The 26,782-nt window shown below is 59.6% G+C and carries 21 protein-coding genes and 1 pseudogene; 10 read left to right on the top strand and 12 right to left on the bottom strand.

Annotated features, from left to right (window positions below; genetic code table 11):
* Window positions 1–173 precede the first annotated feature (173 nt).
* Window positions 174–1,472 carry an OprD family porin gene (locus tag PSH57_RS12110; protein WP_305389723.1) on the top strand — a complete coding sequence of 433 codons (1,299 nt, stop codon included), beginning with the start codon at window positions 174–176 and terminating at the stop codon, window positions 1,470–1,472.
* A 117-nt stretch (window positions 1,473–1,589) separates the two neighbouring features.
* Here the strand turns inward: PSH57_RS12110 and PSH57_RS12115 are convergent, their stop codons facing one another.
* From PSH57_RS12115 to PSH57_RS12130, 4 genes are all read right to left on the bottom strand, one after another.
* Window positions 1,590–2,090 carry a lipocalin-like domain-containing protein gene (locus PSH57_RS12115; RefSeq protein ID WP_305389724.1) on the bottom strand — a complete coding sequence of 167 codons (501 nt, stop codon included), beginning with the start codon at window positions 2,088–2,090 and terminating at the stop codon, window positions 1,590–1,592.
* Window positions 2,091–2,141: 51 nt separating this feature from the next.
* The gene (locus PSH57_RS12120; RefSeq protein WP_305389726.1) at window positions 2,142–3,530 is read right to left on the bottom strand and encodes a tripartite tricarboxylate transporter permease; all 1,389 of its coding nucleotides are present in this window, start codon (window positions 3,528–3,530) and stop codon (window positions 2,142–2,144) included.
* Window positions 3,527–4,003: a hypothetical protein gene (locus tag PSH57_RS12125; RefSeq protein ID WP_305389727.1), complete on the bottom strand. Its 477-nt coding sequence runs from the start codon at window positions 4,001–4,003 to the stop codon at window positions 3,527–3,529. Before PSH57_RS12125 ends, PSH57_RS12120 begins: the two co-directional genes overlap by 4 nt.
* A 69-nt stretch (window positions 4,004–4,072) precedes the next feature.
* Window positions 4,073–5,371 (bottom strand): hydroxymethylglutaryl-CoA reductase, degradative, encoded by a 1,299-nt coding sequence (locus tag PSH57_RS12130; RefSeq protein WP_305389728.1) that lies wholly within the window; start codon window positions 5,369–5,371, stop codon window positions 4,073–4,075.
* A gap of 137 nt (window positions 5,372–5,508) precedes the next feature.
* Here PSH57_RS12130 and PSH57_RS12135 point away from each other — a divergent pair.
* Window positions 5,509–6,880: pseudogene (locus PSH57_RS12135) on the top strand (aminotransferase-like domain-containing protein).
* A 584-nt stretch (window positions 6,881–7,464) separates the two neighbouring features.
* On the opposite strand, the gene PSH57_RS12140 reads toward PSH57_RS12135, so the two are convergent.
* Window positions 7,465–7,866 (bottom strand): winged helix-turn-helix transcriptional regulator, encoded by a 402-nt coding sequence (locus tag PSH57_RS12140; RefSeq protein ID WP_305389730.1) that lies wholly within the window; start codon window positions 7,864–7,866, stop codon window positions 7,465–7,467.
* A 100-nt stretch (window positions 7,867–7,966) separates the two neighbouring features.
* Here PSH57_RS12140 and PSH57_RS12145 point away from each other — a divergent pair, with 100 nt between their 5' ends.
* From PSH57_RS12145 to PSH57_RS12180, 8 genes are all read left to right on the top strand, one after another.
* Window positions 7,967–8,431, top strand: a complete 465-nt coding sequence (locus PSH57_RS12145) for a nuclear transport factor 2 family protein (RefSeq protein ID WP_305389731.1) — start codon at window positions 7,967–7,969, stop codon at window positions 8,429–8,431.
* Between the two features lie 235 nt (window positions 8,432–8,666).
* Window positions 8,667–9,185, top strand: coding sequence for a sigma-70 family RNA polymerase sigma factor (locus PSH57_RS12150; RefSeq protein ID WP_047225859.1), 519 nt, complete (start codon window positions 8,667–8,669; stop codon window positions 9,183–9,185).
* Window positions 9,182–10,108, top strand: coding sequence for a DUF4880 domain-containing protein (locus PSH57_RS12155; RefSeq protein WP_305389732.1), 927 nt, complete (start codon window positions 9,182–9,184; stop codon window positions 10,106–10,108). The genes PSH57_RS12150 and PSH57_RS12155 overlap by 4 nt, the downstream gene beginning before the upstream one ends.
* A gap of 64 nt (window positions 10,109–10,172) precedes the next feature.
* Complete coding sequence (locus PSH57_RS12160) at window positions 10,173–12,554, top strand: TonB-dependent siderophore receptor (RefSeq protein ID WP_305389733.1); 2,382 nt, start codon at window positions 10,173–10,175, stop codon at window positions 12,552–12,554.
* Window positions 12,555–12,565: 11 nt separating this feature from the next.
* Complete coding sequence (locus tag PSH57_RS12165; protein WP_305389735.1) at window positions 12,566–13,405, top strand: alpha/beta hydrolase; 840 nt, start codon at window positions 12,566–12,568, stop codon at window positions 13,403–13,405.
* A gap of 224 nt (window positions 13,406–13,629) precedes the next feature.
* The gene (locus tag PSH57_RS12170; RefSeq protein ID WP_305389736.1) at window positions 13,630–14,325 is read left to right on the top strand and encodes a tRNA (adenine(22)-N(1))-methyltransferase; all 696 of its coding nucleotides are present in this window, start codon (window positions 13,630–13,632) and stop codon (window positions 14,323–14,325) included.
* Between the two features lie 193 nt (window positions 14,326–14,518).
* Window positions 14,519–16,261, top strand: coding sequence for an OPT family oligopeptide transporter (locus tag PSH57_RS12175; RefSeq protein ID WP_305416613.1), 1,743 nt, complete (start codon window positions 14,519–14,521; stop codon window positions 16,259–16,261).
* Window positions 16,262–16,400: 139 nt separating this feature from the next.
* The gene (locus tag PSH57_RS12180; RefSeq protein ID WP_305416615.1) at window positions 16,401–17,642 is read left to right on the top strand and encodes a cation:proton antiporter; all 1,242 of its coding nucleotides are present in this window, start codon (window positions 16,401–16,403) and stop codon (window positions 17,640–17,642) included.
* A gap of 69 nt (window positions 17,643–17,711) precedes the next feature.
* On the opposite strand, the gene PSH57_RS12185 is transcribed toward PSH57_RS12180, so the two are convergent.
* The 7 genes from PSH57_RS12185 to ilvD all read right to left on the bottom strand — a co-directional run bounded on the left by PSH57_RS12185 (window position 17,712) and on the right by ilvD (window position 26,764).
* Complete coding sequence (locus PSH57_RS12185) at window positions 17,712–19,076, bottom strand: MFS transporter (RefSeq protein WP_305389737.1); 1,365 nt, start codon at window positions 19,074–19,076, stop codon at window positions 17,712–17,714.
* A gap of 52 nt (window positions 19,077–19,128) precedes the next feature.
* A complete protein-coding gene (locus PSH57_RS12190; RefSeq protein ID WP_305416617.1) occupies window positions 19,129–20,358 on the bottom strand; it encodes an OprD family porin in 1,230 nt (409 codons plus the stop codon).
* A gap of 119 nt (window positions 20,359–20,477) precedes the next feature.
* Entirely contained in the window at window positions 20,478–21,842 is a 1,365-nt protein-coding gene (locus PSH57_RS12195) for an MFS transporter (protein ID WP_305389739.1), read from the bottom strand.
* Window positions 21,843–21,923: 81 nt separating this feature from the next.
* Complete coding sequence (locus PSH57_RS12200) at window positions 21,924–23,201, bottom strand: FAD-dependent oxidoreductase (RefSeq protein WP_305389740.1); 1,278 nt, start codon at window positions 23,199–23,201, stop codon at window positions 21,924–21,926.
* A 91-nt stretch (window positions 23,202–23,292) separates the two neighbouring features.
* Entirely contained in the window at window positions 23,293–23,775 is a 483-nt protein-coding gene (locus tag PSH57_RS12205; RefSeq protein ID WP_305389741.1) for an aconitase X swivel domain-containing protein, read from the bottom strand.
* Window positions 23,772–25,055, bottom strand: a complete 1,284-nt coding sequence (locus PSH57_RS12210) for an aconitase X (RefSeq protein ID WP_305389742.1) — start codon at window positions 25,053–25,055, stop codon at window positions 23,772–23,774. The genes PSH57_RS12205 and PSH57_RS12210 overlap by 4 nt, the downstream gene beginning before the upstream one ends.
* Complete coding sequence (gene ilvD, locus PSH57_RS12215; protein WP_305389743.1) at window positions 25,052–26,764, bottom strand: dihydroxy-acid dehydratase; 1,713 nt, start codon at window positions 26,762–26,764, stop codon at window positions 25,052–25,054. Before ilvD ends, PSH57_RS12210 begins: the two co-directional genes overlap by 4 nt.
* Between the last annotated feature and the right edge of the window lie 18 nt (window positions 26,765–26,782).

Below are 26,782 nucleotides of genomic sequence, written 5' to 3' on the forward strand. Positions count from 1 at the left end.
GTATGTCGTATGTTTTTTGGTGGTTATCGAAAATAGATACGAATATTAATGTTCGATTATCGGCCGGTATGGATTGACGGCACCTCCGGCTTTTTCCACTCTCTGGCCCTGGATCCCTGAGGCAAACTTGGCGATTCCGGTCAAAAAACAACAACAATAAGTGGACATCAAACATGACAAATCTCCCCCGGGGCGTTCTTGCGACGCCCTCAGTCTTACCTCTTTGCGTCCTGCTGGGCTTATGTGTGATTGCCACCCCAGTGCTGTCGGAAGGTTTCATCGACGATAGCCGCGGCACGTTGACCTTGCGCAATTTCTACCTGGATCGGGATTACAAGGACGACGGGGCAAAAACCGCGGCCCGGGAGTGGGCTCAGGGTTTGATCATGAATGTGGAGTCGGGTTTTACGCCGGGCACCGTTGGCTTCGGCCTGGACGCCCGCGCATTGATCGGGGTCAAGCTGGACTCGTCACCGGATCGCAGCGGCACCGAATTACTGCCGGTGTCCAGCAGCGACAAGCGCGCGGCGGATGAATATTCGCGCCTGGCCATGACTGCCAAAATGCGTTTTGCCCAAACCACGGTGAAGACCGGCGATGTGTCGATCTTTCTGCCGTTCGCCTTTGCCAGCCCGTCGCGGTTGCTGCCGCAGACTTTTCGCGGCACCACGCTCAGTTCCAAGGACATCGACGGACTGACGCTCAATGCCGGCTACATCGATCGCATCAACAGGCGTGACTCCACCGACTACCAGCCGATGAGCATCGCTTCGCCGAACGGGCGTTTCAACGGTGCGGCCACCTCATCGCACATGGCCTATGTCGGTGGCGATTATCAGGTAAACAAAGACCTCAGCCTGCGCGCCTACCACGCCGAAGTGGCTGACCTGTACCAGCAGAACACCCTGGCCTTGCTGCATAACGTGCAAGTGGGCGAGGGCACGTTGACCACTGATCTGCGCAGTTTTTTCAGCGAGGAAGCGGGCAGCGCCAAAGCCGGCAAAGTGGACAATCGCAACCTGTCGGCACTGTTCGGCTATCGCTTTGGCGGTCATCGCCTGAGCCTGGGTTACATGCACGCCAGCGGCGCCACGGCGACGCCTTATGTGTCAGGCACTGAGTTGATGGGCATGAGTGAATTGACCATGAGCTCGGACTTTCTCAATGCCAGGGAACGGACCTGGCAGGCCATCTACGACTATGACTTTGCCGCCGCCGGGGTGCCCGGCCTGAAGAGCCGGCTGCGTTACGTGCGCGGTGACAACATCGAGCTGGCGGCGCTCAATGCCGACGACCGCAAGGAGCGGGAATTCCAGATGGAACTGGGGTATGTGATCCAGGGCGGTCCGCTGAAGAATGTCGGGCTGATGGTGCGCAAGTCGATCTATCGCAATGACTTCCCGGCCGGCGCGGCATTTCGTGATGAAAACCAGACCCGCTTCCTGGTGCTCTACACAGTGCCGATCTGGTAAGCCGTTGGGCGGGTGATACCCACATTGCGTAAGCGTGGGCTGAGCAGTGCTCAGCTCAGCCCACCTCAGCCCACCATGAATTGAGCCGGCCCGGTCAGGACTGCTCGCGACGCACAGCTACTTTACCCGCTCAAAGATGATATGAACCTTCGTACCATCGGGACGCTGGAAGTTTTCCACCATCCGGTTGCCCTCGACTTTCAGTTGCAGGTCATCTTTAGTACGTTTCGCGCCTACCCAATTGGGGAACGTCGATCCTTCGACGGTATTGCCGGTGAACTCGCCGTTCTGGTCGATGGTATATCGTCCGAAAAAACCGATGCTCCCCGCCATCGCTGCCCGGTTTTCCTCATCGGTTCCTTCGCCCCGAACGCTGGATCGAAACGCGGGCACACGCGGATCGGTGAGCACCTCGACGAACGTCAACTCTTCAGTGAACACCAGCCATCCATGTGGATTGGGGCCGTACGCATCCGCTCGGGTGCCCTGACGTTCAGTGGTTGCGCTGATCATTTTCCATGTCCCGACCAGTGGGCTTTTCGTGGCGGAAAACGCTGCCGTGCACACCGAAAAGGCTATGATCGCACCCGCCGTCAGTACCGATATTTTCAGGGTCATTCGCATCTCCGTTGTTCGTTATCTGAACACTGTTGTAGAGGGTTAAAAACCTCACGCATTCATCAGGGCAACCAGGGCCGGAACAGACAGCACGGCTGTGTAATAGCCCATGAACTGGACACCGATGTTGAAACCCAAAAAGCGTGAGAGGAAACCGCCCAGCAGGCCGATGGTGACGATCACCAGCAACCCCAGCAGGCCACCTTCCCAGATGCCGATCACCAGGATCAGACCAACAAAGGTTGAAATCACCGCTTCGTGACTGATCTTGCGCGACACGTAGGATGCCGCTCTGTGGGCGTAATTCATGGTGAAGGGGTAAGCGATCAGGATGGCGACGACCACCGCCAACACGCCGTAGCCAAAAAACTCCCAGGTGCTGAGCAGTGAATGCAGGTTGTTCACCTGGCCTGTCGCCGCGTCGACGGTAAAACGTGGCGGGGCGTTGAACAGTGGCGCTGCCGGGCCCGCTGCGACGGGGCTCAGGGGCAGGCCGAAGGCGATCAGCGGGATCAGTGCTTCGGCCAGGTAGGTTGACTCCGTAACCCCATTTCGAGCAGTGATGACCGTGGTCAGGCGATGGTAGACATGCTTGACCCTCGAACCGACGAGCTCGCCCATGATCACGGTCATGGCCACCGGGCTGAACACAAAGGTCGCGCTGGAAATCACAGCGGTAATGGCCGTCCACATGCTCTGCTTGCTGTCCAGTACCTTGAGCGGATTAGGAAAGAAGCCGCCCCAGCTTTTTACGTCGGGCGAGAGGGAGAAGGTACGTACTTGCTGGCGACGCATGGTTTCCCGTTCAGCGGGCGCGAGCATCGAGAACAGCGCGGCGATCAACGGACCAATCGCGATGCCCAGGAAGTAACTGACACTGAGCTTGACCCCGAACTGCGCGGTCATGGTTTGCAGGCCAACAATGATCATGACGAACGGGATCAGCGTCAGCACGGCCGCCAGACGGCCTTTGGAGAACCACGCGATCGCCACCGCTGCGAGCAGGAACACCCAAGGCGCAGCCTGCTTGATCATGTCACCGAACGGCGCGAGCATCAGCGCGAACAATACGGCCATGGGCACCGCGATCAGCGCGGCAATGACCGCCCCGGAAATCATTTTGCGCAGGGCAATGTGGGGCACGCCCAGGTTGCGCAGAAAGTTGGCCTCGCGCATCAGTGGCGTCGCCATGGTGTCGCCAGGAATACCCAGTAACGCCGTCGGTACAGCGTGGGTCATATGTTTGGCTACGGCGCCGGCCAGAAAGAATGTCAACACGCCGGGGGCAGGCACGCCCAACAGGACGACCAGCAAGGTCAAGGGGGCGAGGGTGGTGGTTTCATCGCTTCCTGAGATGAGCCCGATCCCGGCAAAAATCACCGCTCCCAGGATCCCCATGCCCAGTGCCATGAGGATCTGGTCCATCAGTGGAACGATCATGATTGACCTCCATTGCCACTGACCGCACCGACGCCAATGGAGGGTGTTGCAGCAGGGCTTTCTGCGGGAGCGACCAGGCCTTTCTCGTAATCGGCGAACAGATCATAAAGATCCATTTCCCGCAGTTCCGCGATCGTGGCCGGCGGCAGGTCAGCCAGGCTGCCCAGTGGGCCGTACTCGTTCTGCAACTCGATCAGGATTTTTGCGCGCCAGGCCGGATCAGCCAGATGTTCTATGACATTGCGCTTGGGTTTGAAAAGCAGCGCACTGATGGCGCCACCTGCCAGGCAACCCACAATACCGACCAGCATCGCGTAGGCACGGGCCATCTGTGCGGAGTCCACCCAGCCGACAAACAGGTGCTGGGCGATAAAAAAAGCCCCGAGACTGACGACTGCACCGATGCCTATGGAGTAGATCAGGTGACGACCGTCCACCGTGTCGCCCCACACTTCAAATAATTCGGGTTTCATAAGGATTCTCCCACTGCCCCTGAGGGGTTTTATTGTTATGAACGTGAAGAGATGTGGTTGAGTTCGTTATTACGAGCCCGACGCCTGCGCGCGTTTTTGCTCAAGCAGTTCAGCGGCTTTGTCCGAGCGCACGTCCCGGGCTTCGACCATTTGCGCGACCAGCCAATTGACCTCATCGCCTCTGGCCCCCGCCGAAAGTGCAATATTGCGAGCATGCAAAGCCATGTGCCCGCGTTGTATCCCTTCGGTCGACAGCGCGCGCAACGCGCCCAGGTTTTGCGCGAGGCCGACCGCCACGGCAATCTCGGCAAGTTCCTGAGCGCTCTTCACGCCCAGGATGCGTAACGACAGTTGCGCCAGTGGGTGAGTCTTGGTCGCGCCGCCGACCAGGCCGACGGGCATGGGCATCTCCAAGGTTCCCACCAGATGGCCCTTACAATCTTTCTCCCAGGTCGTCAGTGAACCGTAATGCCCGTTGCGACAGGCATAGGCGTGTGCCCCGGCTTCCACTGCGCGCCAGTCGTTGCCGGTGGCGACGATCAGAGGGTCGATGCCGTTCATGATGCCCTTGTTGTGAGTGGCTGCACGATAGGGATCGACGACCGCAAAGTTGTAAGCATCGAGGATGCCTTCAATGACGTCCTCGCCCTTGTAGGCCTTGGTGGTGAGATGTTCCGGAGCAATGCGGATCTGGGCCCGGGCAAGCCGCAGGTCGGCGAGGTTCGACAGAATGCGCAGCCGTACCTTGCCGCCGGTAATCTGCTCCATCAGCGGGGCCACTGCTTCAGCCATCGTGTTCACAGTATTGGCCCCCATCGCGTCGCGTACATCCACGATAAGGTGGGCGACCAGCATGGGGCCGCGTGGGCTCTGGGCGAAGGTATGCACTTCGATGTCGCGGCAACCCCCACCTAACTGGTTCAGCAGTTGATCCTTGCGGTTGGCCAGTTCGATGATTTCGTCCTTGCGGCGCAACAGACTCAGACGGGCATTGAAGGGATCGTCGATTTCCACGATCTGCACTTGCGCGCGCATCAGCGGCAGCGAGCTGGAGGTCTGAAAACCACCGGCTTGGCGCGCCAGTTTGGCCATGAACGAGGCGGCGGCGACCACCGAAGGCTCCTCGACGACCAGCGGCACGATGACGTCGCGTCCGTTAATCTGGAAGTTGCTCGCCACAGCGTAGGGCAATTCAAATTTTCCGATGACGTTCTCGATCATGCCATCGGCTATTTCCAGGGGCAGGGCGCCTGCGTCGCGAAGCAGGGCAACATCCTCTTCTGCAAGCTCAAGCAGCTGTTGCAAGTGGCTCAGGCGTTCGGCCGGCGACAGACTGCGAAACATCGGGAGGCGGGAATCGATACTCATGGAAGGAATCCAGTTGCAGTTATTGTTTTTGACTGCCTGCCACCCTATGCGTATGTGTCCTGGCAAAAAAGGTACAGTTTGGACAGACAGTACCTAAGCTGTACCCTCTGCGAATAATTCATCCAGGACTTCGTACAATGGCGCGACTGACGCTTGCCCAAGAGCTGACGGCCTCATTGGTGACGCAGATCGGCAACGGTACCTACCGAGTGGGTGACCGTTTGCCGTCCCTGCGCGAGTGCATGCGCTTGTTTGGTCATTCGAAAAATACGGTGATCAACGCCTATGAGTCGCTGGCCTCCCAAGGACTGGTCGAGGCGCGTCATGGGCAGGGTTTCTTCGTGATACGAGGCGCCCCGAGCAGCAGCGAACCGGAAGAGCCGCTTCCCTTCACACGGGCGATGGACACCATCTGGCTGATGCGCCAGCAATTTGTCCGTGAGCCGGGTCACTCGCCTCTTGGGGAAGGTTTTCCGCCTGTAGAGTGGTTGATGGATCTGCGATTGGACAAGTTCACCCGTCAGATCATGCGCATGGGGGTCACGACGCTTTTTCGCTACGGCAACCGGGCTGGGCAATGCTGCGCTTCGTCAACACCTGGTGCAAAAACTGGCGAGCTATTCGATTACCGCCAGTGCTCGGCAAATCGTAACGACCCATGGGGCCAATCACGCACTGGACCTGATCATCCGCCGTTTCATTGCACCGGGAGATCACGTGTTGGTCGAGGACCCCGGTTACTACCCGCTGTTTGGCAAGCTGCAACTGCAAGGGGCGCGAATGTTATCCGTACCCCGATTGCCGGACGGGCCGGACCTGGAAGTGCTGGAGCAGCATCTTCTATTGCACAAGCCGAAATTGTTCTTCCTTCAGTCGGTCGGGCACAATCCGACGGGCTCCGATATCTCCCCCGGCAAAGCTCATCGACTGGTTCAGTTAGCCCATGAGCACAACTTTATCCTGGTGGATGACGACGCTTTGGCAGATTTCAAACCCGCGTCGGCCATCAAGGTGTCTGCGCTGGATCAGTTAAGCCGCTCACTGTACGTGGGCAGTTTTTCCAAATCTGTTTCTGCGGCATTGAGGGTGGGGTTTATCGCGGGGAGCAAGGACGTCATCGATGAACTGGGTGATCTGAAAATGCTCCTGCACACCAGCACTTCGGAGCTGTGTGAGCGAACCATCGATGTCATCCTGATGGAAGGGCACTTTCTGCGACATCAAATCCGCCTCCAGGAGCGGCTCAAGAGTGCCACTGCGGCAGGTTTGCAGGTGCTGGATGAAATAGGCGCCGAGGTATTCTTCCGGCCAGAGCAGAGTCTGTATTTGTGGGCCAGGTTTGCCCACATTGACGACGCCAGGGAGCTGACCCGACAACTGTTGCCGAAGGGATTCATGATCGCTCCCGGTCACATTTTTTCACCGGAGCAGTCGCGTATGAATCCCTGGACCCGATTGAATGTTGCGTACCTGAATGACCCGTTGCTTAAAGCCGTGTTGAGTGGCTGAGGGCTCACCGCTCATGCTGCTAAGGCTGGGTTTGCGCGCCGGTTGAGACAACGCTTTCGTTCCGATCTACGCCCCGCGCCTCAACCGGCACCCACAGGCGTTCACTGCGACATTTGAATTTCACGCCCTTGCGCGGTGCCATCGCCCTGGCTGTGTCCATGCACACAGCCCTGGAAGCATAAGTCGGCCCCGGCTTTCGCTCTTCGACACAACCTTCAACGCCGCTGCAGATAGCCATAACCACAAAATAAACAGTCATCATCCTGAATGCTCCTGTAGAGCGATGCGATTAATACCTCTGCGTCAGGCCTGAAATGCTGGCTATGACAGACGGATGATGAGCCTGCTTTCAGATCCCCAGCAATGGCATGCCCAGGCCAATCGTCGGAAAAATGTCGGTTGTTCGGTTTTTTTCAGATTCTATTTTTTCGGCGCCAATTGGTTGGCGTTTCTCGGGGTTTAAGCGGGTTTTAACTATGGTGAAAACTGCGGGTCAAGGGGCCTGAAGCATGCGGGTTTGTAGCTGGAGTGAGATATCTGGGCGCCTGAAGAAATGGCCAACGAACTGAGCGCAAGCGCTGAGTTCAGGGTGTTTCGCGATTGTCGAAGGCTGACTGCGCTTCAACGACGGCGGGATAATGGTTGAGGGTCCAAAGATACAAGGCGCGAAACGGATCTTCGAGGGTCCGCCCCAGCGGGGTGATGCTGTACTCCACGGCAACCTGTGAAGAGGCAATCACCCGGCGAGCCAGTATGCCGTTGCGCTCAAGTCGGCGCAGAGCCTGCGTCAAGGCCTTTTGGGTGATGCCTTCCAGGCAGCGTTTGAGTTCATTGAATCGCAAGGGCTTCTTGCAAAGTGCTTCAAGAATCAGCACTGACCACTTGTCGGCGATCTGATCAAGCAAATAGCGACTCGAACAATCAACACGTCCAGCATCATTCTCTGTCCCAATCCGAGCCGGGGGGTTGTCAGACGTTTCTGGCATGGGGGTTTCCTCCGATATACCTGATGACTTAAAAGTGCGTAATTGATATCTGGTATACAAAATATACCATTGGGTCTCATCTCGAATAAGGCGCTACCCAATGCAATCCACACCTGTTAATGAAACCACCGATAAGCTTGCGGTGGTCGAAACCCTCTATCGATTCGCCGCTGGCATCGACCTGCGTGACGACGAGCTGCTCGCATCGGCATTGGCAGAAGATGCAGTTTCCGATTTCAGGCCCGCCGCTGCAAAGGCTGGCTTTGAATATCCGGTGTTGGAGGGGCGCGACAGCATTGTTCAGGCGCTGACAGGATCGCTCGGGCATGTCGACACCACGCACTCAGTCAGCAACCCACGTGTCACCATCAACGGCGACCAGGCGCGTCTGGACGTGCTGGTGGAGGCGCAGCACGTGTTAAAGAGCGATCCGGCACGCCATTACCTCATGAAAAACCGTTATGACGTCGAACTGGTGCGACAAGGCCCGATTTGGCTTATCCAGCGTGTCACCGTTGACAACGTCTGGCGTACCGGGGAGTTGGCGGCTTTGTTTGGTGCCTAGGAAAAAATTCGCAAGAGTCGTCTGACTCTCGCCAGTCCTTATTGAGCGACGCCCCAAAAGGACCCCGCGATCCCTGTGTATTCGCGGGGTTTTCCTCGCTCCAGCGCAAGGTCCTGAAGAAGCGTTAAAGCGGTCCACTCGAAAAGATTGTAATGGGAACAATTCGCGTTTAAGGTGCGCGCGTCCGTCATGTTCAGTCATGACGTTTTTCGTGTTTGGCTGCCTGAGGCGTTCCATGTCGCTCCATGAAACGGATTCGATCGTTTCCCTCGATAACTTGTACGGCACCCATCGGGGTTGGCTGCTGGGTTGGTTGCGGCGCTCATTGGGGTGTTCGCAGCAGGCGGCGGATCTGGTCCAGGACACGTTTTTGCGTTTGTTGGTGCGTGGCCAGCCGATCAGCGCTCGCGCTCCGCGTGCATTGCTGGTGCGTATCGCCCGTGGCCTGGTGGTCGACCACTGGCGGCGCGATGCGCTGGAGCGCGCGTACCTTGACGCACTGATGCAGATGCCCGAGGCGAGTCATCCATCCCCTGAGGTTCGGCATGAGGCGTTGCAATGCCTGGAGCGTATTGCGCAGTTGCTGGACGGTCTCAAGCCGGCAGTGCGGGAAGCCTTTCTGCTGTATCAGCTCGGTGACCTGAGCCATGTGCAAGTGGCTCAGCAGCTTGGGGTGTCCAGCCGTACCGTGGAGCGGCACGTGGCGAGCGCGCTGTTGCATTGCTACAAGGCGTGCTTCGAGGCCCCACAGTGAGCGCCGCCGAGAACTTGCCGGAGGGCGTCATACGCACGGCCATCGAATGGCAGATGCGATTGCGCGCCAATGCCAACAACGCTGAGCTGCACAGGCAATTGAACGACTGGCGGCGCCATGACCCCCGCCATGAGCTGGCTTGGCAACGTTTGCAGCAAGTCGGCGGATTGTTCAAGGCCAGCCCGTTGCCCGATGCCGCCCGTACTATTCCTCTGCTGCGCCAGGCCGAGGCCGATCTGAGTCGCCGTCGCACCCTGAAGTTGCTCGGTCTGGGGTTGGCTGCGGGCGGTGCGACACTGCTGACCACGACGGCGCCAGCCACCTGGCGAAGTGATTTCGTCACGGCGACTGGCGAGCGTCGCCGGCTCGACCTGGGCGTGGGTAGCGAGTTGACGCTCAATACCGGGAGCGCAGTGGACGTGCGGGGCCACGAATGGGTGTTGCGTGCGGGTGAAGTATTGATCGATGGCGCCGACTGGCGTGTGCGTTGCCGCTTTGGTGAGTGTGAGGGGCGGCAGGCGAGGGCGGTGCTCAGGGAGCGGGACGGCTATAGCGAGATTCACGTCGCGCGCGGTGAGGTATTGATTTCTACGCCGTTCGGGCAGCGCCACTTGCAAGCCGGTGATGCAATGGCCATTGCCGCGACGCGGATGACGGCGTTGGGCCGCGGGCCGCTCGATCCTTTCGCGTGGGCCCGTGGCCTACTGATCGTCAACGACATTCGGCTGGTCGACTTCCTGGCCGAGGCCGGACGTTACCGCCAGGGCTGGTTGGGCTGCGACAGCGCGGTGGCCGACCTGCGCCTGTCCGGGGTTTTCCATCTCGATGAACCTGCGCTCATGCTGCGCAACATCAGCCACTTGTTGCCCGTACAGATCGTCGAGCGCACCCGCTGGTGGGTGCGCATCAGGCCGCTGGTGTAAATAGTTTGTCGGACTTTTGCGCTTCGTCCGGTTAGGAGTGATCACTTCCTCAATGGATACCGTCATGTTCCTTTCCAGACTGTCTCTGCGTGCCATCGCGCCATTCCCGACCCGAACCTTGCCAGGCGCTGTCTGCCTGGCCTTAACCTTGCTCGTCGGCACGCCGAGCCTGCCGGTCCTGGCCGCCTCATCAAGCGCTGAACAGGTGGCGCCGAGTGTACCCGCCGGGCAGTTGCAGCAAGCGCTAAGCATCTTTGCCGAGCGCGCTGGCATCACCTTGTCGTACGCCCCGGAAGCGGTGCGTGGCCTGAGCAGTCCAGGTCTGCCCGGCGGCGGCTCACTGGAGCAAGGCCTGGCGACGCTGCTGTCCGGCAGCGGCCTGGTTGCGCAAAAGACCTCTTCCGGCTACGTGGTGCTGCCAGGCAAGACCGACACCCGCTATGAACTTGAACCCACCAACATCAATGCATCCGCCGTACAAAGTGCATTCGCGCCGGTGGAGGGTTATTTCGCCAGCAATGCCAGCACGGCCAGCAAAACCGATAAGCCAATCCTGGAAACCGCCCAGAGCGTCAGCGTGGTGACGGCTGAGCAGATTGCCGACCGAAAGGTCGACCGGGTCGAAGACGCCGTGGCCTACAGCTCGGGGGTGCGGGTCGGCAGTTCGGGGCTGGACCCGCGGTTCGACATGATCAGTGTCCGTGGTTTCGAGACCACCATCGGCGCTGACTTTCTCGATGGCTTGCGCCAGCCGGGCAGCGGATGGTTGTCGTTGTACTCCACCGAGGCCTACAACCTGGAGCGTATTGAGGTGCTCAAGGGGCCGGCATCGGTGCTGTACGGCCAGGTCAGCCCTGGTGGCATGGTCAACCGGGTGAGCAAGCGCCCGAGTCTGCTGGCGAAAAACGAAGTACAGGTGCAGGCGGGCAACTACAACCACCAACAGGCGCAGTTCGACGTCGGTGGGCGTCTGGATGAGGCGGGAGATGTGTTGTTTCGCACGGTGGGTGTGTACCGCGATGCCGAAAACTATATCGAACAGTTGAACAACGATACCCGCTTGCTGGCGCCTTCACTGAGCTGGCAGATCGACCCCGACACCCACCTGACGCTGCTGGCCCAGTATCAGGAGCGCGAGACAGGGGCGTCGCCGATGCTGTATCAGGAAGGCGACCACCTCACCGACTTCTGGCAGGGTGATGAGTACTTCGACAAGCTCGAGCAACGGCAGTGGACGCTCGGCTATGAGTTTGAACACGCTTTCAACGATACCTTCAGCGTTCAACAAAACCTGCGCTACGGTCAGGTGGACACCACCAACCAATACCTTCAACCCAGCGATGCCGGCGATGGACATACCCTCAACCGCTCGGCGATCGGGGTTTACGAGGACATGTCGTCACTGTCCACCGATACACGCCTGGTGAGCCGCTTTGCTACCGGGGACCTGCAACACACCTTGGTCACCGGGATGGACTACGCCTGGATCGATACATCGCTGCTGTATGCCATGGGCGATGCGCCGTCGATCGATCGCGACGCGCCGGACTATCACCAACACGTCGACCGGCCCACGACGCCGTTGGCGGACGAGAACGGGCTGGAGCATCGCAGCGGCGTGTATGTGCAGGATCAAATCGAATTGAATCAATGGCGCTTGTCGGCCGGTCTTCGCCGTGACTGGGTCAAGGTTCGTCGAACGAACAACCTGAGCGACGTCAACAGCAGGACCAGTGATTCGGCGACCACGGGGCAGGTCGGTGCGCTCTACCTGTTCGACAATGGCCTGGCACCCTACGCCAGTTACGCGACCTCGTTCCTGCCCGAGAGTGGCACGAACGCCAGTGGCGAGCCCTACAAACCGACCAAGGGCGAGCAGTACGAAGTAGGCCTCAAATATCAGCCACCGGGCTCCAGCACCTTGCTGACGGCCTCCCTCTACCACCTGACACAAACCAATGTACGCACCCGTGACCTGTCGAACCCCCTCAACAGCATTCAAACCGGTGAGCAGGTCTCGCGCGGTCTGGAACTGGAGGCGGTGTCCGACCTCAGCGACCGCATGAAGATGACGGCCAGCTACAGCTACAACGATCCCGAAGTCACTCGCAGCAACGACGGCAATGAAGGCAAGGAACCGTTGAACGTGCCCCGTCATCTGGCGTCGTTCTGGCTGGACTACCGCCTGCCCATGGGCCTGGGCATGTCCGTCGGTGCGCGCTACACCGGCAGCAATTACGGTGACGCGGCAAACACGGTGAAAAACGAGGATTACACCTTGGTCGATGCCGGTGTGCATTACGACTTCGATGGCGGTCTGGACGGTGTGCGCCTGGCGTTGAATGGTCGCAACCTTTCCGACAAACGCTATATCAATTGCCAGGAAGGTTACTGCTACCGGGGTGAGGCGCGCAGCGTCGTCACCAGCCTGAGCTATCGCTGGTGAGGAGGGCGACGATGATGGGTATTTTGTTCAAGTGGTTGAGTGCCATGCTGTTGATTGGTGTCTCGTTCGCCCATGCAGAGCCGGTGACACTGGATGGCACCGAGCAGTGGATGATGAAAAGCGCGCAGGGGCGTGATTACCGCATCATGATCAGCCTGCCTGAAGGTGATGTGCCTTTCACCGGCGGTTATCCGGTGATCTACCTGCTTGACGGCAACGCCTATTTCCCGGCTTTCCATGCCGCCAAGCGCGCGCAGGATCGGCTGCGTGGTTCGATTCTGGTCGCCATTGGCTACCCGAGCGACACACCGCTGGATTTCGTGCGTCGCGCCTTCGACTTGTCGCCTCCCGTGCCGCAGGAGCGCAACAATCCACCACAAGGTGGCCAGGATCTGTTCCTCGACTTCATCGAGCAGCGCCTGATGCCGAGGGTGAACGAGCGCTTCAAGGTCGATCAGGATCAGCGCAGTTTGGTCGGGCATTCTTTCGGTGGCATGTTCGGTGTCTACGCGCTGTTCACCCGTCCGGCGCTATTCCAGCATGTTGTGGCGGTGAGCCCGAGCCTGTGGTGGCTTGACCGTTACCTGTTGGCGCCCGAGCGCGCCTTCACAGAGCGTGCACATGCCGGGCAAGTGGACCTGACCCACAGCAGCCTGACGTTGCTGTTGGGCGAGCGCGATATGGTCCAGGAAATCCAGGACGCCCGAGCCTTGCAGTTACGCCTGCAGGCGCTATCGCAGTATGGGCTGCGTAGCGATTTCCAGATCGAACCGGGCGAGGATCACATGTCGGTGCCGTTTCGTGTCCCCACGCGGGTGCTCGATGAGTTACTCAGTACCAGGCGTTTCTGAACGGCGGCCAATCAAGACTGGGTCGGGTCGATCCTGAAGACCGCCTTACCCGGCCGCGTTCAACGATTTTGATTGCATGTGGCATCTATGTACCATGTGAACATGATTGTTGAGCGGCCACGGGGTATTGATGACTGCATTGTCGTTGTCGCCAGTGACCGAGTCGCAGGGGACGGTAAAGGCTCAGGCTTGATCCAGATAGGGATGATGAACAGGAGCAGCAGTTGAACGAACAGACATTGTCCTGGCGCCTGGAGCGTGTGGCCGCGCATGTTCCGGCAGGTGCGCGCCTGGCCGATATCGGCTCGGATCACGGCTACCTGCCGGTGGCGTTGATGCGCCGTGGTGTGATTGCGGCGGCGGTGGCTGGGGAGGTGGCGTTGACCCCGTTTCGTTCGGCCGAACGCACTGTGCGCGAGAACGGTTTTACCCGGCAGGTCATTGTGCGCCTGGCTGACGGCCTGGCGGCGATCGAGCCGGAAGACGGGATCACGGCAGTCAGCCTGTGCGGCATGGGCGGCGAGACGATCCGCGACATTCTCGCCGGCGGCAAGGCACGCCTGAACGGCCAGGAACGGTTGATCCTGCAGCCCAACGGCGGCGAGCAGCCACTGCGTCAATGGCTGATGGAAAATGGTTATCGCATCTGCTTTGAAGAAGTGCTGCGGGAAAACCGCTTCTACTATGAAATCATCGTCGCCGAGCGCGCCGGGCCGGTGATGTACACCGCGCAGGAGTTGTACTTCGGACCATTGCAGATGCGAGCCCGCAGCCCGGCGTTCCTGGCCAAGTGGCAACGCATGCTGCGCCTCAAGCAACGGACCCTGACTCACTTCGCCCGGGCGCGACAAGCCGTGCCTGAGCAGAAAATGCAGGACATCGCTGTGCAAACCCGGTGGATCACCGAGCTGCTGGCTTGAGCCCGATACACGGGAAATGACGAAGCAATTATCCCTCGTCGACCCCGTCACCGCCGCGGGAAAACCTCGATATGAGCGCGAAGCGCTCGCAAGGGCTTGCCCCTGTCATGTGAACCTTCCGCCAATGCAGCGCTCACTTGTTAAGTCGCCGCGTTGAGTGATCGCGCTGTCTCATTGCCGATAAGGAATTCGCATGCACCCAACCTCGCCAACAATCGCCCTGGATTACCCTGTCGAACGTGAGCTCAGCCTGCGAGCGGTCGGTACGGGAATCGTGATCGGTATCCTGTTGACGCCTTCCAACGTGTACGCCGGTCTCAAGATCGGCTGGTCGTTCAACATGTCGATCATTGCCTTGCTGATCGGCTATGGCATCTGGCAAGGCCTGGCCAAGCGCTCCAACGCGCAACTGCCCTGGACGCTGCACGAAAGCAACATCAACCAGACCGTGGCCTCAGCCGCTGCGTCAATCATTTCCGGTGGGCTGGTTGCGCCCATCCCGGCCTACACCTTGCTCACTGGTCAACAGTTGGACGTCATCCCGATGATCGCCTGGGTGTTCTCAGTGAGCTTCCTGGGGGTGTGGATCGCCTGGTACCTGCGACCCTCGCTGCTCAATGACAAAGCGCTGAAATTCCCCGAGGGCATGGCGACCCTGGAAACCCTTCTGCACATCTACAACCACGGCCACGAAGCGGCGAAGCGCTTGAAGGTGCTGCTTAGCGCCGCGCTACTGTCCGGGCTGGTCAAATGGGTCGATACCTTCATGTGGGCCTTCCCGCGCTGGTCGCCGACCCCGCAGCTGGAACGCCTGACGTTTACCGCTGACCCTTCGCTGTTGTTGTTAGGTTTTGGCGGGATCATCGGGATTCGTGTCGGCCTGACCCTGCTGCTCGGCGCCTTGCTGGCATGGGGCGGGTTGGCGCCGTGGCTGCTGGAGCAAGGCCTGGTACAGCTGCCGCCGGGCAGCAGCGGTCCGCAGTTCGCGGCGCTGGTGGAGTGGCTGCTGTGGCCGGGCGTGAGTCTGATGGTCTGCTCGACCCTGACCTCTCTGGCGATTCGCTTGTGGGCTTTGCATACGTCCACCAAGGCGAGCGGCGGGGCGACCTGGGTGGTGCCCAAGACCGGACCTGCCGCCGGTTTCCTGGTGGCAATCGTCTTGGTGGTGAGCCTGCAAGCGCTGTTGTTTGGCATCAACCCCTGGATGGCGTTGTTGACCATTCCCTTGGCGATCTGCCTGGCGGCCGTGGCCGCCCGGGTGGTCGGCGCCACGGGCATTGCGCCCATCGGTGCGATCGGGCAGTTGTCCCAGCTGAGTTTTGGCATCGTCGCCCCGGGGCAGGTGCCGATCAACTTGATGAGCGCCAACACCGCGGGCGGTTCGGCGGGTCAATGCACGGACTTGATGAACGACTTCAAGGTGGGCCGGGCGATTGGCGCCACACCGCACAAGCAGTTGATCGCGCAAACCCTGGGGATTTTCGTCGGAAGCATCGTTGGGGTGTTGGCCTACCTGGCGCTGATCCCGGACCCACAATCGATGTTGCTCACCCAAGAGTGGCCGGCCCCGGCGGTGGCCACCTGGAAAGCCGTGGCGCAGACCCTGACCCTGGGGCTGGACTCACTGTCAGCGAGCATTCGTTGGGCGGTCATCATCGGTGCCGTGGCCGGCTTGCTGTTGGGGATCCTCGACAGCGTATTACCCGCGCACCGGGCACGTTACTTGCCCAGCACGGCAGCTTTGGGCCTGGCGTTCGTCTTGCCGGCCTCGGTGTCGCTGATGATGGCCCTCGGCGCGGTACTCACCTGGCTGGTGAGCTGCCGCTGGCCGAGCCTTACAGAACGCTTTGCCATTACTGCGGCGGCGGGGTTGATTGCCGGGGAGAGCATTACCGGGGTGGGAGCATCGTTGTGGCAAATGGTTGGGAATTGGTGAGGGTAGAGGAATGCGGGAGCCTGGTTTTTCAAGACCGGCTAATCAAAAGGCACGGCGATAGGGAAGGTATATATTTCAGCCATGCCCCCACGCTTGTCGCATCTGAAATGTGTTTAATCCCAATGGACCCCTTTGCCCAATGCTAGACATTATTGCGATATTCCTCTGTATCACCGCAGTACTCGCTTACTTCAATCGGCGCTACGTAGGGCTACCCCCGGCCATCGGTGTGATGGGCATCGCCTTGGGCTTATCGTTATTGAACATGGCCTCCGATGCGCTGGGCTTTCACTCTCTGCACACGCTTGAGCAATCACTGGTGGAGTCCATCGACTTCTCCGAGTTGCTGATGGAGGGCATGCTGTCATTGCTGCTGTTCGCGGGGGCCCTGCACGTCGACTTGTCACAACTGCGCGCCTATCGATGGCAGGTGGCGTCCCTGGCAGTGGTCGGTACGACGGTGTCGACGCTGCTCATCGGCTTCGGGCTGTGGTGGTTGTTGTCTTTTTCCGCCCTGGAGTTACCGCTTGCCTACTGCCTGGTGTTCGGTGCGCTGATTTCACCCACCGACCCGATTGCGGTCATGGGTATTCTGAAATCCGCCGGTGCTCCGAGTAGCGTGGAACTGGTGATTTCCGGAGAATCGCTGTTTAACGACGGTGTCAGCGTTGTGCTGTTTTCGCTGATTCTGGCGATGATCGCCAGTGGCGATGCGCCCTCCGTTACAGGCGTTTCGCGGCTCTTGCTGGAGGAGGCGGGTGGCGGTGCGCTTCTAGGAGCGGTCGTTGGGTATGTCACGTTCCGTATGCTCAAGAGTATCGACAGCTATCAGGAGGAAGTGCTCATCACCTTGGCCGCCGTGCTCGGCGGCTATGCCCTGGCCACTCATTTGCACGTGTCCGGCCCGCTGGCGATGGTGGTGATGGGGTTGATTGTCGGTAATCACGGACGCTCTTATGCCATGTCTGAGCAGACCGAGAAAAACCTGGACATGTTCTGGGAGTTGATTGACGAAATACTCAACGCGGTCCTGTTTGTGCTGATCGGTCTGGAAGTGATTCTGATCCACTTCACCCGTCCACTCATTGTCACGGGATTGATGGTGATCGTGCTGACCTTGTTCTCGCGTCTGTTGACGGTAGGCGTTCCGATAGCGGTCCTGGGGCGGCGTTTCCGGTTACCTGAAGGCTCCTGGAGTGTGCTGACGTGGGGTGGGCTGCGCGGCGGGATATCGGTGGCCCTGGCGTTGTCGTTGCCGCCGGGGGATGCTCGCGATGTTGTGGTGGGTATGACCTACCTGGTCGTGGTGTTTTCGATTCTGATCCAGGGTATGACCATAGGTAAACTGGTCAAGCGCGTGATCCCTTGCTCGGGCGGATAGCGCACATGCAAGTCGTGGACGTGCCTCCGTAACTTGCATGATTCTGCGTCGCTGCTGCGTTGAATTGTTCTAGGGTTGCGACGTGGTCACAAGCTCGGTGTTCACGGTTGAGCGCCGATCAATGTGGGCCACGACATAGGCACACACTCCAAGTACCGCAGGGCACAGAGCCAGTACTGCGAAGCTCTTCACCACGGGCATGCCGCTGTTGAGCACATAGGCGCCGAGTAACGGCCCGCATACAGAGCCGATCTTACCCATTGATGCTGCCCAACCGGCGCCGTTGCCGCGAATGGCACTGGGGTAGAAAATCCCGGCGATACTGGTGATGCCGTAGTGGCTGCCCTTCACGAAAATAGCGCCCACCAGGCTCAGTGCAATAAAGGCGTTACCTTGCAGTTCGCCGATGCCCAGGACCAGCAGAAAGGGTAGCGATAACAGGGGATATATCATTACGGCGTAGGGCCCCCGAGTGTCGACCACTCGCATCAACACAAGCCCCGCCATGGCTCCGCTGAACGAGGCGAAGGAACTCACCCATGACGCGGTAGCCCGGTCGAAGCCTGCGTACTGGTACACCAGCGGGCTCCATGAAGCGAGGAAGTACATGGCCATGGAGCTTGCTCCGAAGCCAATCCAGATCATGGGCGTGATCCATTTCAGTTTGCCGATGAACAACTGTCCGACACGGAATGGTCGGTGGCCAATGTCGATTTCATCGCCAAGAAAATAGCGATCCCCGGGGTGAAGATCGATGCCCGGATCCAGGCGCTTGAGGATCTGCGCCACGGTTTCGGGCCGTTTGTGCTTGCTCACCAGAAATCGCACCGATTCTGGCAGGGTGAAAAACAACAGTACACTGGAAAGCAACGTCGCGATGCCGCCCAGCGCAAACACGCTGGCCCAGCCGTAGTGTGGAGCCATCCACACGGTCAGGGGGCCGGCCACCGCGCCGCCGAGGCTGAAGCCAACCATGATGATGGTGATCACGCTTGCACGGTAGCGCTTGGGCACAAACTCGATATTCAAAGCCCAGCAAAGCGGCAACATGGCGCCCAAGGCAAAGCCATTGAGAAAGCGCAAGATCAGCAGCGAGGCGTAACTATCGGCCAAGGTGAACAGCAAGGTCATCAGGCCAAAGGCGCTGGTGGACAGGATGATGGTTGGGCGACGGCCGATCCGGTCACCCAGATAACCGAAAAAGAATCCACCCAACATCATGCCGAACAAACCTATGGAAAAGATGTTGCCCAATTGCAGTTTATCCAGGCCAATCTCCTCGGCCATGTAGGCGGCGGTATGGGAGAGCATCAGCAAGTCAAAGCCATCGAGGAAGGTGATCAGCACCGACACACAGATGATCAGATAGTTGAAACTCGACAGTTTGCGCCCCTCAATCAAGGCGGCGACATCAATTGCGCGTGACGGAATCATGATTGCTCTCCACACAGTAAGACCCAAGTGAGCGTGTTCCGGTGTGCCGGGCTCACCACAATTTCCAGGTGTAACCGACGATCAGGCGATTTTCGTCGAGCTGCTGGGTCAGGCCATCCCCGGACCGGTACGTGACGTTGCGCCAGCGCAGGTTCAGGCCTTCCAGTGCACCGCTCTGGAAGACGTAGGTCAGGTCGGTATCACGTTCCCACTCACTGCCGTTGTTTACCGTACTGGTGCGGATATCGCTGCCTTTCACATATCGGGTCATGAACGTCAGGCCTGGTATGCCGAGCGCGGCGAAGTCATATTCGTAACGCAGTTGCCAGGATTTTTCGTTGGCTTTGGTGAAGGGGTTATAAGTGACGAGGTTCGCCACATACGGAGTGCCGGTGTCGATCACTGGATACACACTGTCTCCCGACAGGTGCTGAAACGCCGCGGCGAATCGCTGGGCCCCGACGGTCAGGGTGAACATGCCATTGAAGTTGCGGTTGTCGATCTTCCCGGCCTTTGCGGCGCCAGTGTCGCTACTGTCGACGTAGCGCAAATCGGAGCGCAGGCTCATGCCTTCTCCCAGTGGCAGTATGTGAATCACTCCGGAAAAGTGCTGGCGGTAGATGTCCTGCAGCTCTCCTCGGTGGTAGCGCAGGGTCAGGTTCTTGCCCAGCGTATAGTCGCCGCCGAGCAGGTCCAGATGATCGCTGCTCTGGCCGGCGTAGCTGATGTCGTCATTACTGGAAGAGTCGCGGCCGTTGGCCGCTGTCAACCTCGCTGCGGTGACGGTCAAGTTCTCGACTTCGCTCGACGTCAGGTAGGCGCCGGTGAAGGTCGAGGGCAGTAGTCGGGTATCGCTGTAATACGCCAGCGGGTGAATCGGCATCAGGGTTCCTACCTTGAGCCGGGTCTGGGACAGACGCATTTTTGCCGTCAGCCCCAGTTCGCTGTACTCGTCAACTGGCTGGTTGCTGTCGGGCCCGTAGGGCAACAGTGCGGTGCCCCGTCGACCTCGGCCCGAGTCGAGCTTGATCCCCAGTTCACCCAAGGCATCGAGGCCAAATCCAACGGTACCTTCGGTGTAGCCAGACTGAAGTTCGGCGAAGAAGCCTTGGGTCCATTCTTCGGCCTTGGCCTGGGGCGCGCCACTCTGGCGAAAGTCGCGATTGAGATAAAAATTGCGCGTGGTCAACGTCGCGCTGCTGTCCTTGAGAAAGTCTGCCTGGGCGTAGGTGCCGTGACACAAGAGTGCAAGCGCGGTGAAGAAGGGTAGATTCCTGTTCATTTTTTTATTGCTCTCAGGAGAGGGAAGAAGATTATCCGGGGCGAGTTTTGCCTGACCGCGTCGGTGACGACGCGGCGCAGCAGGCATGGGTCTAGGTGTTGTGGGTCAGAGGCAGGCGGTCACGTCTGTGACGGTGCCGGCAGTGGATCCACCGCAAGGTCGTGGCGGGTCAGGTGACCGATTGCGAACGCACAGGCGGCCAGCATTGCCGGACAGATGGCCAGGACCAGGAAACTCTTGACCACTGGCATTCCGCTGTTCAGTACATAAGCGCCCAGCAATGGGCCGAGGATCGAACCGATCTTGGCGATCGAGGTGGCCCAGCCCGCGCCATTGGCACGGATAGCGCTGGGGTAGAAGACCCCGGCGATACTGAGGATGCCGTAGTGGGAGCCTTTGACGAACACGGCCCCGATCAGGCTCAGCATCAGGAACGCGGTGCCCTGCATGCCGGAGATGCCCAATACCAGCAGGAAAGGCAACGCCAGCAGCGGATAGATCATCACCATATAAGGGCCGCGGGTATCGACGAAACGCATCATCGCCAAGCCCGCCATTGCGCCGCTGAACGAGGCGATCGAGCTGACCCACGAAGCTGTCGCGCGGTCAAATCCTGCGTACTGATAGACCAGTGGGCTCCACGAGGCGAGGAAGTACATGGCCATGGAACTGGCGGAGTAGCCCAGCCAGATCATCGGGGTAACCCATTTCAGGCGGCCGATAAACAGTTGGCTGACCCGAAACTCCTTGTGGCCCAGATCCGGCTCGTCCAGTAGGACGAAGCGGTCGCCAGGTCGCACATCCAGGCTCGAATCCATGCGTTTGAGCGTTGCCGTGATTTTTTCCGGGCCTTTACGCTTGCTGGCCAGGAACCGGACGGATTCGGGCAGGGTGAAAAACAGCAACACGCTGGCGGCCAGGGTCAGTACACCGCCTAACACGAACACCCCCTGCCAACCGACATGCGGCGCCAGCCAGACGGTGATCGGGCCGGCCATCGCGCTGCCCAGACTGAATCCGACCATGATGATGGTCACCACCGTCGAGCGATAACGCTTGGGTACGAACTCAATGTTCAAGGCCCAGCACAACGGCAGCATGGCGCCCAGGGCGAAACCGTTGAGAAAGCGCAGGACCATCAGCGACTCATAGCTGTTGGCCAAGGCAAACAGCAAGGTCAACACCCCAAATGAGCAGGTGGAAAGAAGAATGGTGGGACGCCGCCCGATTCGGTCACCCAGGTAGCCGAAGAAGAATCCACCGAGCATCATTCCCAGCAGGCCGATGGAGAAGATCTCGCCCAGCTGGATCTTGTCCAGGCCGACTTCATCGGCGATGTAGGAGGCCGTGTGCGACAGCACCAGCAAATCGAAGCCATCGAGGAAGGTGATCAGAACCGAGACCAGAATCACCACGTAGTTGAAGCGTGACAGTTTGCGACCTTCTATAAGCGCCGCTACGTCCAGGGTGCGGGACTGTGACATGTGCGTTCTCCACTGCATTTTTTATTTTTGTTGGAGTGGCGCCCCCGTTTGAATGGTGGGCGCGTCGAACTGCTTTAAGAATTATTCCAGATTGAATGCCAGCCGCTCGCGCAATGCCGGGGCGGGTATGTCACTCAACCTGCCATCGGGGCCTGCGAGGTCCAGCGCATGGGCCGCAGCAGCCCCCATTGCGATACAGGGGCCCATCACCCGGACACTCGACAGCGCGGCCGCGTCGGCGTCGATGCAGCGCCCGGCCACGACCAGGTTATCGCTACCCTCGGCAAGCATGCTGCGCAACGGCACACTGTGAATGTGATCGTCACCAAAGGGCTCCCACTGATAACCACTGGTATTGCCGTGTAATTCCACTGGCCAGGATGTACGGGCTACCGCGTCCGGGAACATCGTCGCCGCCCGCACTTCGTCGGTTGTCAAATGATGATGTCCGACAATCCAGCGGGTCTGGCGAATACCTGGCAGTGCGTATGCCCGTACCTTGGCCTTGCTGTAGGCCTCGGGGTACTCCGACTGAAGGAAGTTGATCACCAGATCCACCTGCTGGCGTCCGGCGATCGCGACATGGGAAGCGGCCACCGGATCCAGAGGCGTTTCAATGTGAGTCATGTTGAAGGCCGCGGTGCCACGCCCGGGGAACTGAAAGAACAGTCCGTCGTCGCGTTCGATACCGTAGCTTTTGGCTTTTTGTTTGACCCGTTCGGTGAATTGCGCGCGGGTGGGCAAGTACGCTTCATTGATATGCTCAAGGACAAACATCTGGGTGCCATAGATGGGTGTGTCCGGCTCGCGACAGGCAAGCCCGGCGTTCCAGACTAATGCCGCGTCTCCGCTGGCGTCGATAAAACCGTTGGCCGCGACACGCACATCGCCGTAGCGGGTGGCCAGTTCCACTTCGCGGATCCGCGGACCTTCGCGCACTACATTGCGTAACACCGCACCGAGCACCACGGTGATCCCGGCGTCGAGTACTTTCTGGCCAATCCATCGGCCCAAGGCAACTTCGTCGTAGTAAACAACAGTTGTCAGGGGGCCAATGGCCTGATGCAAGTCCCCCGAGGCGCCCAGGTCACGAAGGATGTCGTCGGCGATACCGTGGGTCAGCAATCGGCGGTTCGGACCATTGGAGAACAACCCGCAGAAGGTTCCGATAATTGAGCCGACCGCCTGGCCGCCGAGCATCGGCAGGGCATCGAACAGCACGACGCGTTTGCCGAGCGCTGCGGCCTCCAGAGCGGCAGAAATACCGGAGATACCCGCGCCGACAATGCATACGTCGGCCTGCAAGCGTTGAGCGGTGGGGGCGCTGGTACGGCGTACCGTGCGAATGACATGAGCCATAAAACTACCTTTGAGATGTAAAAAGGGCAGCCGACCCCGAACCCGATGACCAAAGGTCACGGGAGCGGTTGTTGCGGCTGGCAGATTCCGGTTACGACAGGTCCCGCGTTCGCTCCGGGCCTGTCGGGTGTTGCGATATGAATTGATCGGTTTGCAGTTGACGCGGAGTCACTTCAACGGTCCCGGCGTCGGCATCGACGCGAACCCAATCCCCGGTTTGAATACGGCTCAATGGATCCTCTGTGAAGTCGGTCATGGCCGGCGCATGGACGACCACCGCGCCAAGGCCCATTTTTGCGGTCATTTCGTTGAACAACATGGCGCCCGGGGCTACGCCGGCGAGACGGGCGATATGGAACTGCGAGGACCAGCCGGACGAGCCCTTGGCTCCGGGAAATACCAGCACTTTGCCGGCGAAGCTGATGCCCTTGAGTTCGTGACGGGTCTCAATGACGGTGCCGCTGCGCGGGTCGATACCGCCCCAGCCGGAGATGCGGTCCCGGGTCACCAGTGCTTCGCCTTCGAAACAGCCGCCGACGACCTTGCGGCCTGTGAGGGTGAAGGTTGTGCTCATCTCAATACTCCTTTCCAGCGGCCCTCAATGGCGGCCTGAACGCAATCGGCGGTGCTGCCGAACCAGGTCTGGATACCCATGATCGCAGGCAGGTAGTGCGCCTGTTTGGCCGAATCGACTGCCGCCACCCGTGTGCCCGTGGGAACCACCTTGCCAATGGCCGAGCAGGTATCGGTCATCAGATGCCCACCGGCCTGTTCGATGATGCGGGTGTAGCCGGCGACATCGGCCAGTTGTTTGATCGACGCCGCCGTAAATATCCAGAGCTCGGTATTCGGACTCAGGCGTTGGCCTTCCAGCAATTGGCAGACCTCCCAGAGTTGTTCGAGGCTGTAGTGCGGGCAACCGAGCATCACGAAGTCAATCTCGTCATCACGCGCGGTGATATTGACTTGCTCGTAGGCCCAGCGCCGCTCGGCCTCGCCGAAGCGTATTGTGGCCAGGGGCGGGGACGCGCCAAACGCCTGCTCGCTGGTTTGGGCTTCAGGTGTCACCCCAACCAGGTGATACATTTCCACCCCGCCACTGGAAGCCGCCGCCGCCCCGAAGTGCTTGAGGCGAGCCAGGTTGGGCTGGTGACTCAAGCCCTGGATGACCGGGATGCGGTCTTGCACCTGCTCACCGACCCAGTAGCCGAGCAACCCCCAGTCAGCCGTGGTACTTACGTCTATGTCCAGCTGGATCAGGTGAGTACCGCGACGGTTCTCCTCAATGTGCAGGCCCCAATAGGGGATCTTGCCGGTCAGCATCGCCGCGCCCGTGCTTTCCCGGCCTTCGGCATTGGTGCGGGCGCCGAGTACCGAGTTGATATAGATCACCGCAGAGGATTCCATCCATGCGCAGTGTTCGCCCTTTACCGGCACGTTGCCGACCTGATAGGGCGTACAGGTGTTCAAGGGTTGTACCCCCAGACCACTGCTGTAAGCCTGACCTGTTTCATAGATGCGGACCACGTCTTGCGAGATGCCTTGGCGTACAGCGTGCCGGGGGTCGATGCCTTGCTGCAGGTGGCTGCTCGGGACCTTGACCCGAGGAATCTTGACCCATTCGGCGCTGTCGAGGTTGAACTCGCTGAACACCGCATCCATGCCGCCATTTTGGTCTGCATACTGACGCAGAAAGGGCGTGGTGGCTCCGATGGTACCGGCCACATTTCGCGTATCCACCAGACATTGCGCATCCAGGGCTTCGCCATAGCGCACCAGCAAATCCATGGCTTTTTGCACCGCCGGCCCTTGTTCGCCAGCGAGCATGGCTTTTTCGTCGTCGCGCAACTTCATTGCGGTTGCTCCCCGGGCGGGGTGATGTCCAATGGCTTTATCAACACCGCACCGTGTTCCATGGAGGACACATTGTGGCGGTATATATCCAGCCAGCCACCACCGAACTGAGGGGCCGCAGGCATCCAGCGGGCGCGTCGCGCTTGCATTTGGGTGTCGCTGATATTGGCGTCAAGGGTGTTGAGATCCAGGTCGATATCGATGATGTCGCCGTCCTCCACCAGTGCGAGGGGGCCACCGACGGCTGCCTCTGGAGCCACCTCAGCCACCACCAAGCCTTTGCACACCAGCCCCGAAAGGTGACCGTCGGTAAGCATTGCCACGTGGTCACCCAGCCCGGCCCCGTCAATGGCGAACACTACCTTTGAGGCACCGCCGCCCATGGCGGGACCGCCCTGTACACCGGCACCACGCATGACCACGACATGGCCGGGCTGAATGCGTCCGTCCTGTAACGCTTGGATGGCATCGGCGGAGCGCTCGAAGCAGATCGCGGGGCCCTTGAACTGGCGTGGCTTGTGCGGATCGATGCCGTATTTGACGATGCCGGCCTGCGGGGCGATGTTGCCGCGCAGCATCACGATGGCCGGTTGGGTGGCAAAGGGGGTGTGCAACGGGCGGATCACCTCGTCGTCGCTGACGGTTACCCCCAGCAGGTTTTGCGTCAGGGTTTTGCCGGTGACGGTCAGCACGTCACCGTGCAACAAAGGCTCAAGGCGCTTGAGCAGCCCGCGGCCACCACCTGCCGCTTCCATTTGCTCAATGCTGTGTTCGCCCACTGGTCGTACGCCGACCAGCACCGGTATCTTTTTTCCCAGTTCCCTGAAGAGTTGGTACACGTCTACGTCAATGCCACCTTCAGCCGCCACCGCCTGCATATGTTTGATGGTGTTGACCGAGCCTCCCGCGGCGAGAATTGTCGCAACGGCGTTGGCAAAGGCAGCAGGAGTCAGGATGTCGCGAGGCTTGAGATCTTCCTCGACCATTTCCACGATGCGCTTGCCAGCCTGGTGAACGAAATCGAACATCTGCGGGCTATTAGCTGCAATAGGGGAACTGCCGGGCAAGGCCATGCCCAAGGCTTCACAGACCAGGTGCATGGAGTTGGCCGTGCCCATGCCCGAACAGACCCCGGGTCCCTTGATGGCATTGCGTGCCATGCCGGCCAGTTCCTCGACTGGCAATTTGCCGGTGACCACGTGCATGGAGCTGATGAATACATCTTCGATATCGACGTGCCGGCCGTTATATTCGCCGCTTGGCTGATACCCGCACACAACAATCAGCGTCGGGATGTTCAGCCGGGCGGCCGCCATCAACTGACCGGGTACTGTTTTGTCGCAAGAGGCCAGGCAGATCATGCCGTCGAGCTGAGCGCCTTCGACCGCTACTTCAATATCGTTGGTGATGAGGTCTCGGGCGGCGAGCATATAGGCGCCTCCCGCACCGGCACCGGTGATGAAATCACTGGGCGCGGCTGTACGAATTTCGAAGGGCAGCGCACCGGCATCGCGTATCGATTGCTTGAGGCTGGCAGCGATACCATCCAGATGGCTGAAACAAATCGCCAGGTTCGACGACGAGTTCACGATGGCGATTTTCGGTTTTTCCAGCTCGCTCTCCTCAATTCCCAAGGCGCGCCACTGGGCGGCACGCACAGCCCACAAGTAGGATCCGTAGGGGAAATTACTGCGTAGCTTCTTGGGCATGATTCGCTCCGTTGTTTT

Source organism: Pseudomonas hefeiensis, from assembly GCF_030687835.1.
Classification (GTDB): domain Bacteria; phylum Pseudomonadota; class Gammaproteobacteria; order Pseudomonadales; family Pseudomonadaceae; genus Aquipseudomonas; species Aquipseudomonas hefeiensis.

What these genes read in the sequence shown, in the direction of transcription:
- PSH57_RS12110 (WP_305389723.1), top strand. Translation starts at nt 174, where the DNA reads ATGACAAATCTCCCCCGGGGCGTTCTTGCGACGCCCTCAGTCTTACCT.
- PSH57_RS12115 (WP_305389724.1), bottom strand. Translation starts at nt 2,090, where the DNA reads ATGACCCTGAAAATATCGGTACTGACGGCGGGTGCGATCATAGCCTTT.
- PSH57_RS12120 (WP_305389726.1), bottom strand. Translation starts at nt 3,530, where the DNA reads ATGATCGTTCCACTGATGGACCAGATCCTCATGGCACTGGGCATGGGG.
- PSH57_RS12125 (WP_305389727.1), bottom strand. Translation starts at nt 4,003, where the DNA reads ATGAAACCCGAATTATTTGAAGTGTGGGGCGACACGGTGGACGGTCGT.
- PSH57_RS12130 (WP_305389728.1), bottom strand. Translation starts at nt 5,371, where the DNA reads ATGAGTATCGATTCCCGCCTCCCGATGTTTCGCAGTCTGTCGCCGGCC.
- PSH57_RS12140 (WP_305389730.1), bottom strand. Translation starts at nt 7,866, where the DNA reads ATGCCAGAAACGTCTGACAACCCCCCGGCTCGGATTGGGACAGAGAAT.
- PSH57_RS12145 (WP_305389731.1), top strand. Translation starts at nt 7,967, where the DNA reads ATGCAATCCACACCTGTTAATGAAACCACCGATAAGCTTGCGGTGGTC.
- PSH57_RS12150 (WP_047225859.1), top strand. Translation starts at nt 8,667, where the DNA reads ATGTCGCTCCATGAAACGGATTCGATCGTTTCCCTCGATAACTTGTAC.
- PSH57_RS12160 (WP_305389733.1), top strand. Translation starts at nt 10,173, where the DNA reads ATGTTCCTTTCCAGACTGTCTCTGCGTGCCATCGCGCCATTCCCGACC.
- PSH57_RS12165 (WP_305389735.1), top strand. Translation starts at nt 12,566, where the DNA reads ATGATGGGTATTTTGTTCAAGTGGTTGAGTGCCATGCTGTTGATTGGT.
- PSH57_RS12175 (WP_305416613.1), top strand. Translation starts at nt 14,519, where the DNA reads ATGCACCCAACCTCGCCAACAATCGCCCTGGATTACCCTGTCGAACGT.
- PSH57_RS12180 (WP_305416615.1), top strand. Translation starts at nt 16,401, where the DNA reads ATGCTAGACATTATTGCGATATTCCTCTGTATCACCGCAGTACTCGCT.
- PSH57_RS12185 (WP_305389737.1), bottom strand. Translation starts at nt 19,076, where the DNA reads ATGATTCCGTCACGCGCAATTGATGTCGCCGCCTTGATTGAGGGGCGC.
- PSH57_RS12190 (WP_305416617.1), bottom strand. Translation starts at nt 20,358, where the DNA reads ATGAACAGGAATCTACCCTTCTTCACCGCGCTTGCACTCTTGTGTCAC.
- PSH57_RS12195 (WP_305389739.1), bottom strand. Translation starts at nt 21,842, where the DNA reads ATGTCACAGTCCCGCACCCTGGACGTAGCGGCGCTTATAGAAGGTCGC.
- PSH57_RS12200 (WP_305389740.1), bottom strand. Translation starts at nt 23,201, where the DNA reads ATGGCTCATGTCATTCGCACGGTACGCCGTACCAGCGCCCCCACCGCT.
- PSH57_RS12205 (WP_305389741.1), bottom strand. Translation starts at nt 23,775, where the DNA reads ATGAGCACAACCTTCACCCTCACAGGCCGCAAGGTCGTCGGCGGCTGT.
- PSH57_RS12210 (WP_305389742.1), bottom strand. Translation starts at nt 25,055, where the DNA reads ATGAAGTTGCGCGACGACGAAAAAGCCATGCTCGCTGGCGAACAAGGG.
- ilvD (WP_305389743.1), bottom strand. Translation starts at nt 26,764, where the DNA reads ATGCCCAAGAAGCTACGCAGTAATTTCCCCTACGGATCCTACTTGTGG.